Source organism: Lysinibacillus sp. EB271-A1-10B (assembly GCF_058791335.1).
This window is the reverse complement of record NZ_JBYTDL010000026.1, coordinates 1-10,240: the sequence shown is the minus strand read 5'-3', so window position 1 is coordinate 10,240 and position 10,240 is coordinate 1. Positions and strand designations below refer to the sequence as shown.

Sequence of the window (10,240 nt, the reverse complement as noted above, 5' to 3'; positions counted from 1 at the left end):
GAGGTGAATATCCGCGGAAGCAAAGCGAATACCCGCGGGAGCAGTGAATACCCGCGGGAGCAAGGCGAATACCCGCGGAAGCGAGGTGAATATCCGCGGAAGCAAAGCGAATACCCGCGGAAGCAAGGCGAATACCCGCGGAAGCAGAGCGAATACCCGCCAGTAGCGAAGCGAAGCGGCTCATCGGACCCCCTAAGGAAGCTTTGCTCTGTTCAAAAACGAAGCGACAGCAACAACAAATGTTTTCTGCAGCGAAAGCAAAGTGGCAGCTACGAAGCGCCCGGTCGGAGCGGAAATCAACCCCACGTTATGAGCCAAATATTATTTTAATAACAAGTAATCGCCATACCATTGTCTTTATTCCGAAGCGATATTTCTTGTGTAGACCACATTCCGCCTAAAGACTGAATTTAAGGTTTTAACTACTACAAATCTTTTCGTGCCTCTTTTCATTTGTTACAATATTATTGTAGAAGATGAATGTGGAGGCAAAAAGAAAATGAAAATTTTACTCGTTGATGGCACGATGTTTGGTCGTAAAACTGGTGCTATTTTAGAGCAAGTGGAGCAATATATTAAAGAATTAGATGCTAGTTTCGAATTAGAAATTATGCATTTTAGTCAATATAAGCATCAAATTGTAGATGGTTCACCGTTAAATGATGATATGAAGGAAATGATTCAAAAGTTTGAGGAAGCGGATGCATATATTATCGCTACACCGATTTTCCAAGCATCGATTCCGGGCGTTTTGAAAAATGCATTTGATTTCTTGCATCCAAAAACAATGCGCTATAAGCCAGTATCTATCGTGGCTAATGGTGGCACATATCAACACCATTTAGTAGTAGAAAATCAGCTAAAGCCAATTTTAGACTACTTCCGTGCACTTGTGACTCCGAACTATGTATACACACACACATCTCATTTTGATGCAGATAATAATATTGTAGACGAAGATGTTCATAATCGTTTACGTGAATTGGCTCGTGTTTTTGTGCAATATTGTGAAATGAGCAAAACATTGCCGAAAGAACCGATTGATCAACATTAATAAGATCTTTATCCCTTGTGCGGTGGAAGGAAATCACTGTGCAGGGGATTTTTCTTTTCAAGTATCCTCTTGCGATGTGATAAAATATAATTTTAGTGAATCGGAAGGGAGGGCTGCTCATGCAGGACATCGCTGTACTAGAAAAACAACGCTGTAATCTCATATTGACGAATAAGGCGAAGGAAGCGGTAGAGGAATGCTCAGCAAATGAGCATGCCTTTTTTGCCTTGCAAAAAGGATTTACCGTCTATATCGAAAAGCGTAAAGCTAAAACAATTGGTGAGACGTTTTTATCGATTTATTTTAATGCAGAGCAAAATGAAAAGTTAACGGACGTCCTTGCTGAGAAAACAGCCATTATGGATTGTGTGCTAAAGGCTGAAGGGTTGCTAGCTACAAATCTACGCTTTGTACATATGCGAGGCCCCATCAATACAAATCGTCGCTTACCAGCGGCATTACAATTTGTCACAAGACCTAATAATGGAGCAGGGATTCCGCTTGATCTTCATACAAAAATAAGACAACTACCTATAGCCGAGGAGCGCACAGAATATGTGAAAAAGCGTATCTCGAGCTGGGAAGGCTTTTTAAAAATTCAAGAACGTGATGCGACAGTTGATGACATTCATACAGAATTTAAACAAAGCTATTTTAATGAAGATTTTTCTAGGCTTACTATAGTCTGCCCTTATATAAAATCGAAGGAATGGAAGAAACTTGAAGGGTTAAGTGTGAACATTCAAGGAGTACGCGGTGAAATTGGACAAGTATTAAAGTCTAATGCAGGGAAGCAGACAATAGAAATTGACTTAAAGCCTTTTGTGCAAGATTTAGCACGTAAAGGTCAGCTTAACCTTCGTTCGAAGCAAGCGAGCTTTAGTAATTTTGCGACATTGAGTCAAATTAGACGATTACGCAATGGTTTTACAAAGCTAGAAAAAGGCGAGGCCGTTAACCCTAATTTAGAGACTATACTATTTGAAAAGCGTCCCACAGTTCGAACATCCAAGCTACGAGAAGATGTTGATTTTCACAATAATTTAAACGAATATCAGCGACGAGCTGTTTTAGGCGCGTTGTCTGTAGAAGATTTGTTTGTCATTCAAGGACCTCCTGGCACAGGGAAAACAACCGTTATTTCTGAAATTTGTCAGCAAAATGTGAAGGCTGGTTTAAAAACACTTGTAGCTTCACAATCAAATTTAGCTGTAGATAATGCCTTAGGACGACTTCTTTCCAATCAAGAAATTCGAATTTTACGCTATGGTAGAACGGAAAGCATTGAAGAAGAAGGTAAAAAATTTATTGAGGAAAATGTTGCGCTTCAGTGGCGTGAGCAAACTCTCGCAGCAATAGAAGAGGAAATCATAGCCTTTACAGAACGTGAACAGGAACTAAAATCTAGTATTACCAAGGCTGAAGAAGAGCTAGAAAAGCTTGAGGCATGGCTTGAGGAGATTACAAAGGAAATAGCTGCAAAAGAACAGGCCGCAATTGACGAGCCCATTTTACAGCAAGAAATACAAGCGTTAAAAAAAGAGTTAAAGGCTGCAAAAACCGAGCAGCAGGAGAACGAGACACATAAAGAGCATTACGGAAAACAGCTGGCGCAAATCGAACCTGCTGTAAAAACGCTTGAGCAGACTCTTGCAGGAAGTCCGTCTATCGAGCAACTGAAGCTTACTATAGAAGAAACTACCCAAAAGATGGAGCGATTGGAAGCGGCTGCTCAATTTAAGGAGCTACAAGAGCAAAAGCAGCATCTAGCAGTGCAGTTCAAAGATATCCAATTGAAATATGAAGAGGAAAATAATCGCCTTCGATTAATGAAGGAAGCCGAAAAATACATCAGTAATTTAACATCTTATGAGCGAATCGAACGATTTTTACAGCACTATCAAATTCGCCCGTCTTATGTGCTGTCACAGCAAATAAGTCGTTTACAGCATTTAGAGGATGCTAAAGATTTAGACGCATGGGCAACTATCAATTCACGTCTACAAAAGGCGATCGCAAAGCTTGAGGCGTTAGTATCGGATGAAGAAAAAGAACGTGCCCTTGCTAAAAGCAAATTGCAGCCTGTTCAATCGTTTTCGTTGCAAAATCTAACAGGTGTTTTTGCCCAGCTTAATACAGCCTTTCAAAATGATCAAACACCATCTACCGAGCAACTTGAGAGTTTCTTGCTCGGTTTATATATGCGTCGAGATTTTGTTTGGCAAAAAGGTGTAGCGCTGAAACAACAACAAGACCATAAAAATCAGGAATTTGAGTCCTTACGTAAAGGTATTGGTGGCTTAATACATCAAGAATGTGCGATTACAAGCTTTGACGTTCAAAGCATACAGCGACAATTGCAGCCGTATTTACAGCATACAGAACGACTTCAGCAACTAGCTGAGACATTTCAAATGGATACTGAACCAGGAGAGTCTGTAGAGCATTTGAAAATACTTGTATCGCAAGAGAAATCTTCTCTTCAAACAACACGTCAACAGCTGGAGGCAGTCGAGCAGGCTAATACACAGCTCCTACCAAAGAAAGCGGCACTTCAAACAGCGCAGACTAGCTTACAAGAGATTGAACAGCAACTCACACAAGTAGAGGAAAATATAAAAGAAATTAATATAGCTGGGTTAAAGAAAGAGAAGCAGCTCACAGCTTGCACGAAACTCCTACAGTCAACACCGGAGCGCACTTCTGAGGAGGTAGAGGAAGCAATTGCATCCTCCGAAGTAGCGATAGAGGAATTACAGCGCAAGGAGAAGCAGCTTCCTCTTCGAAAAAAATTACAAGAGCAATGGCGTGACAAGCTGCAAAACGCTACTGAATATGATTTAGATGAAATTCGAAAATTATATGTGCGTCACGCGAATGTGATCGGTACAACATGTGTGGCTTCAGCAAGCAAGGAATTTATGGAGAACTATCCGACATTTGATGTTGTCATTATTGATGAAGTATCAAAGGCCACGCCACCAGAGCTATTATTGCCAATGCTGAAAGGTAAGAAAATTATATTAGTGGGCGATCATCATCAGCTACCTCCATTACTTGGAGATGATACGTTGGAAGAAACATTAAAGGCGATGCTCGATGAAAATCCAAACTTTGACGGCGCGCAAGAATTAAAAAATTTGCTGCGTGAATCGCTGTTTGAACGTTTATTTAATAACTTACCGCAAACGCATAAGCAAATGCTGGCATTGCAGTACCGAATGCATGAGAAAATTATGCATAGTATTACACCGTTTTACGCGAAAGAGGAAAATGGCTTGCAATGTGGTTTACCAGATTCAGATGCAGCGCGAGACCATTGCTTAGAGGGACAATTTGTTAGCCGAGATGATCATTTGCTATGGGTCGATATTCCGACCGAAAAACCTTATTTAGAGGAGCAGGTAAAGGGCGGAACGAGTCGTTATAATGAAGGTGAATTACAAACTATTCGACGCATTTTAACTGATTTGAATAAGGCTGTTATCGAAGCTAAAGCAGCCGGACGCATGCCTCAAGATGCACAAAAAAGCGTTGGAGTTATTAGCTTCTACGGGGAGCAAGTAAAGAAAATTAATCGCCTTCTGCAACAGGAATTACAGCTACCACACCTTCATTTTAGAACCGGGACAGTCGATAAGTTCCAAGGTATGGAGATGGACGTCATATTAGTAAGTATGGTGCGTAATACACCTAAAGGGGGAGACGTTGGCTTTGCAAAAGATTACCGACGCTTAAACGTTGCCTTATCTCGTGCCCGTGAGCTATTACTACTTGTCGGAAGTGCTGAAATGTTTACTAAACGTGCGAAGCATCAAGATACACGAGAGATGTACAGCAATCTGTTAGATACAGTAAAATCCTATAACGGCATGCGTAATCATGAAGGACAGGTGATGTAGATTGTCAAAACTGCAGCAGCGCTTAATGCGTGAACTTCAGCAAAATCGAAATATTAAAATCGTCAAAACCGATGAATGGTGCATCCCGATTCGAACAGTAGAAGTAACCTATGAGCCCGTTCGTCGTTCCACTATGGATGTCTTGATGACTATGCTGTTAATCAGCATACAGGAAGCAGATTTTGCAAGTGCGCAAGATTTAAGTGAGTTATTGCTCGTCGATCCATTATTTATTGAGGATTTAGTATCATTAATGTCTCGAGTAAGTCTGATTGAGCAAGAGGAAGGCTTCTATCGATTAACATCTAAAGGACAGCAGCAACTGGAACGTGGCATCTTCGAGGAGGAGCTAGATGAAGAAATGGCTAACCTTTACTATAGCCCATGCCATCTTGCATTTCTTGCTGTCGATGATGGCAATATCGAAGAATATGATGATCTACCAGAGCTCTATCGTTATGTGGATGAAGAGGCCGAGAAGCAGGAACAATTCGACGAAGCTATGTTAATAGAAGCGTTACAGCAAGAGGATGGCGAAGAAGCTGGCGTTGGAGCTTCACAAAAAATAGTTTCAAAAATTGTGCAAACCGACGCTAAACAAATTAATGATAGCCCATGCCTCGAATTTGTCCTTCACGATAAAGAACAAGATATTATGTTCGTTCGTGTATGGAATGCGTTGTTAAATCAATGGGATCCACACCTAGAACAACAGCTCACAGAAAAAGAACAACTAGAGTGGCGTAAGAAGTACTTATAAAACAAAAACGAACGTGTAAAGCGTTCGTTTTTTGCTTTTCATAGTGATGGAAAAATGGTCAAGGATATCTTTGTGATATTGTCTAAAAGATCCACGCTATGTGAAGTGGTTGATCTTCGTTACGACTGGGCGACTCCTTGGGGATCAGCGATATAGAGGAACGAAGGCTAAAAACATCACGTCCTGTGATAACCCCTTAGTGACCAACCTCGTGTTGGCCCGAGATCCTGGAGCGAAGCGGATGTTTTCTGTGCGACAGCTACAAAGCGCCCAGTCGGAACGGAAATCAACCCCTCGTTTTGCCGAGAAGTCATACTCTTTTTAGGTGAATGACGATAAATTCAAAAAGTAAGGCGATAAAATGGTAAAAGACCTCTATAAATTTTTAAGCTCGCATATATTATTACAAAAAAGGAGGGGAACGATGTTTACGATTAGTTTATGTATGATTGTCAAAAACGAAGAATGTATTATTGAAAGATGCTTAGATTCCGTTCAACATCTAGTGGATGAAATCAATATTATTGATACAGGCTCAACTGATCGTACAAAAGATATCGTCCGAAGCTATACCTCTCGAATTTTCGACTTTACCTGGTGTGATGACTTTGCTAAAGCCCGTAACTTTTCCTTTCAGCAAGCTACGAAAGATTTTATTTTATGGCTCGATGCAGATGACGTAATCACAACAGAGCATCAGCGAAAATTTCTACAACTTAAGCAATCGCTCTATCATCCTAACGTCGATGCTGTTTCCATGGATTATTATGTAACGCTCGATGCAGATGGTTGTGTAGAATCAAGTGAAAAAAGATTGCGTCTCGTAAAACGTGCACGTAATTTTCAGTGGCAGGGTGCCGTCCATGAGTATTTAGATGTAACAGGCCAGCTCTATCATAGCGATATAGCCGTTACGCATTTACCAAGAAAAAGTGATATTCATCGCAATATTACTATTTATGAGCGTTTAAAGAAAGACGGGCACCCATTTTCAGCTAGAGAAACATTTCATTACGCAAATGAACTAAAATTGCATCAACGATTTTTAGAAGCGATCAATCACTATAATAGTTTCCTTGATTCTGCAAAAGGTACTGCTGACGAACATATCGAAGCTTGCTTAAATTTAGCGGATTGCTATCAACAGCTAAATGATACAAAACAAGCAACACAAGCTGTATTACAATCATTATTATATGATCGACCAAGACCAGAAACATGCTGTCGAATCGGTCATTTTTTTATGGAACAAATGAAAAATAAAGAGGCTATTTACTGGTATTCACAAGCATTACAACAGCCTAAAGAACAAACGATGGGCATTCAAAAGCATGCTTATTCCACATGGCTTCCGCATTTCCAGTTAAGCTTGTTATACAATCGCTTGCGTCTCTTTGAAAATGCACATCAGCATAATGAGGTAGCACGTAAATATAAGCCAAAAGATCAGCGCATACTAGATAATAGAACATACCTGTTAACTCAGTTAAAGAAGTAAGACCGTCATGGGAAGGGAACATCAATAAAATTAATATATATACCGTAACCAATTAACATTGATACAAAAACAACGATCGTCATAAAAATCACATTCCGAGGTCTGAAAGTTCGAGCATCCATTCATTCATCCCCTTTCGATTTTGTGAACATTCTGTTAACTCAACATATGTTTTGAGAGTTTGAGTATGCAGTTCGTCGTAAACATTTTTTTGAAGCATAGAAAAAGCAAACTCACAATTAGCGTGGATTTGCTTTTTTAACTTTTTCAGCGGATGTTCAAACACCAGCGACTATGATTGACATTAAGTAGATGGCTCTAAAGCAATTGCTGCCCCGAACTTATGGTATATTAGACATTACATAGTTAGTAAAGGAGTACGAATATATGGTTAAAAGTGTAGTTATTGCTGAAAAACCTTCAGTTGCACGTGATATAGCAAATGTCTTGAAATGTAATAAAAAAGGGAATGGATTTTTAGAAGGTGACAAATATATAGTTACTTGGGCATTAGGGCATTTAGTAACATTAGCCGATCCAGAAGCCTACGATAATAAATATAAAACGTGGAATTTAGAAGATCTTCCGATGTTGCCAGAACGAATGAAGCTAGTCGTTATGAAGCAAACGGGTAAGCAATATAATGCGGTCAAATCACAGTTAACTCGTAATGATGTAAATGAAATCATTGTCGCTACTGATGCTGGGCGTGAAGGTGAATTAGTTGCTCGATGGATTATTGACAAAGCAAATGTGAAAAAGCCAATTAAACGTTTATGGATTTCATCTGTCACAGATAAAGCGATTAAAGAAGGATTTGCCAATTTAAAACCGGGTAAAAACTACGATAATTTATATGCTGCTGCAGTTGCCCGTTCTGAAGCGGATTGGTATATCGGTTTAAACGCGACACGTGCTTTAACGACAAGATTTAATGCGCAGCTAAATTGTGGCCGTGTTCAAACGCCAACAGTTGCAATTATTGCTGCACGCGAAGATGAAATTAAAAACTTCAAACCACAAACGTATTACGGTATTGAAGCGCAAACAGATTCATTAAAGCTTACATGGCAAGATGCAAATGGTAATTCACGTAGCTTCAATAAAGAGAAAGTTGACGCTATTGTTAAAGGACTAGGCAATCAAGATGCAAAAATAGCTTCGGTTGATCGCAAGCCTAAAAAATCATTTGCCCCAGGTCTTTATGATCTAACAGAATTACAGCGAGATGCCAATAAATTATTTGGTTTTTCTGCAAAAGAAACATTAAATATTATGCAAAAGCTATATGAATCTCATAAAGTGTTGACATACCCTCGTACAGATTCTCGCTACTTATCATCTGATATTGTCGGCACATTACCTGAGCGTCTAAAAGCATGTGGTATCGGTGAATATCGTACATTCGCGAATAAAATCTTAACAAAGCCGATTAAAGCGAATAAATCATTTGTAGATGATAGTAAAGTATCTGATCACCATGCCATTATTCCAACTGAGGGCTATGTGAACTTTTCTGCGTTCAATGATAAAGAGCGTAAAATTTATGATTTAGTAGTAAAACGATTTTTAGCTGTATTATTCCCAGCACAAGAATATGAGCAATTAACTGTACAAGCTCAAATTGGTCATGAGAAATTTATTGCCAAAGGGAAAACAGTTATAAAAGTTGGCTGGAAAGAAGTATATCAAAATCGTTTTGATGATGAGGAATCGACGGATGATGTTAAAGAGCAATTACTTCCTCGTTTAGAACAAGGCCAAGTGTTAAAGACAAAGCTAATTGCCCAAACATCTGGTCAAACAAAGCCACCAGCACGTTTTACAGAGGCAACATTACTGTCGGCTATGGAAAATCCTACGAAGTATATGGAAACGAACGATAAGAAGCTTGTGGATACATTGAAATCGACTGGTGGATTAGGCACAGTCGCAACACGTGCAGACATTATTGAAAAGCTATTTAATTCATTCTTAATCGAAAAGCGTGGCGGCAAAGAAATTTACATTACATCCAAAGGTCGTCAGTTACTTGACTTAGTGCCTGAAGAATTACGTTCTCCTGCGACAACAGCCGAGTGGGAGCAAAAGCTTGAGCTCATTTCAAAAGGGAAGTTGAAAAAAGACGTGTTCATCAATGAAATGAAAAAGCACACGCAAGAAATAGTTGCTGAAATTAAAGGGAGCGATAAAAAGTACAAGCATGACAATATTTCAACAAAGTCCTGTCCGGATTGTGGCAAGCCAATGCTTGAAGTCAACGGTAAAAAAGGTAAAATGCTTGTCTGCCAAGATCGTGAATGTGGTCATCGTAAAAACGTATCACGTGTTACAAACGCACGATGCCCGCAATGTAAGAAAAAACTAGAGCTTCGTGGTGAAGGTGATGGTCAAATCTTCGTATGTAAATGTGGTTATCGTGAAAAATTATCTGCATTTGAAGCCCGTCGTAAAAAAGAAGGTGGCGGCAAAGTAGATAAACGTAGCGTGCAAAAATACATGAAGCAGCAAGAAAAAGAAGCTGAACCGATTAATAATGCGTTCGCAGATTTATTAAAAGGGATGAAGTTTGATTAGCAGTATAAGATAGATTGTTATTTAAGTGGTTGAGACAAAGCTTTAGTTAAATAATAGGCAGCCCGGAAAGTTTTACGGACAGTAAAATTTTCTGGGCTTTATATACTTGGACCAATAAAAAGAAAGGAAAATGGTTGAGTTCTAGCTTTTCTTGTTAAATTTTTTGAAGTGCTATTAAATAGGAAGTTTCTTAATGAAATAAAAACTTTTAATTTTTTTGAGAAAAAGTGTTGACCTTTTTAGATTAAGAGAGTAATATTATACAAGTCGTTAAGATAACTACTGAAAACAACATCTACATTAAATAAATTAGTTGTTGACAGCGAGTTTACGACATGATATTATATAAAAGTTGCTGCTGAGAAAACAGCGACACAATGAACCTTGAAAACTGAACAAGCAAAACGTAATCAATAAAGTTTTTAATAGCTAACCTTGAGTTGGTGAAC

Annotated in this window: 5 protein-coding genes; all 5 read left to right on the top strand. The window is 39.1% G+C overall.

Annotation, left to right across the window (positions count from 1 at the left end; translation table 11 throughout):
- Positions 1-499 precede the first annotated feature (499 nt).
- The 5 genes from AC3WSK_RS22610 to AC3WSK_RS22590 all read left to right on the top strand — a co-directional run bounded on the left by AC3WSK_RS22610 (position 500) and on the right by AC3WSK_RS22590 (position 9,791).
- Positions 500-1,054, top strand: a complete 555-nt coding sequence (locus tag AC3WSK_RS22610; protein WP_049667893.1) for an NADPH-dependent FMN reductase — start codon at positions 500-502, stop codon at positions 1,052-1,054.
- Between the two features lie 119 nt (positions 1,055-1,173).
- On the top strand, positions 1,174-4,956 hold the full coding sequence (locus AC3WSK_RS22605) for a DEAD/DEAH box helicase (RefSeq protein ID WP_492414610.1): 3,783 nt from the start codon (positions 1,174-1,176) through the stop codon (positions 4,954-4,956).
- Position 4,957: 1 nt separating this feature from the next.
- Positions 4,958-5,716: a hypothetical protein gene (locus AC3WSK_RS22600; RefSeq protein WP_492414609.1), complete on the top strand. Its 759-nt coding sequence runs from the start codon at positions 4,958-4,960 to the stop codon at positions 5,714-5,716.
- 424 nt (positions 5,717-6,140) lie between these two features.
- A complete protein-coding gene (locus tag AC3WSK_RS22595) occupies positions 6,141-7,214 on the top strand; it encodes a glycosyltransferase family 2 protein (protein ID WP_427484808.1) in 1,074 nt (357 codons plus the stop codon).
- Positions 7,215-7,601: 387 nt separating this feature from the next.
- The gene (locus AC3WSK_RS22590; protein WP_427484806.1) at positions 7,602-9,791 is read left to right on the top strand and encodes a DNA topoisomerase III; all 2,190 of its coding nucleotides are present in this window, start codon (positions 7,602-7,604) and stop codon (positions 9,789-9,791) included.
- The last annotated feature ends 449 nt before the right edge of the window (positions 9,792-10,240 follow it).

Coding starts and splice junctions, on each gene's coding strand:
- AC3WSK_RS22610 (WP_049667893.1), top strand. CDS start 500: ATGAAAATTTTACTCGTTGATGGCACGATGTTTGGTCGTAAAACTGGT.
- AC3WSK_RS22605 (WP_492414610.1), top strand. CDS start 1,174: ATGCAGGACATCGCTGTACTAGAAAAACAACGCTGTAATCTCATATTG.
- AC3WSK_RS22595 (WP_427484808.1), top strand. CDS start 6,141: ATGTTTACGATTAGTTTATGTATGATTGTCAAAAACGAAGAATGTATT.
- AC3WSK_RS22590 (WP_427484806.1), top strand. CDS start 7,602: ATGGTTAAAAGTGTAGTTATTGCTGAAAAACCTTCAGTTGCACGTGAT.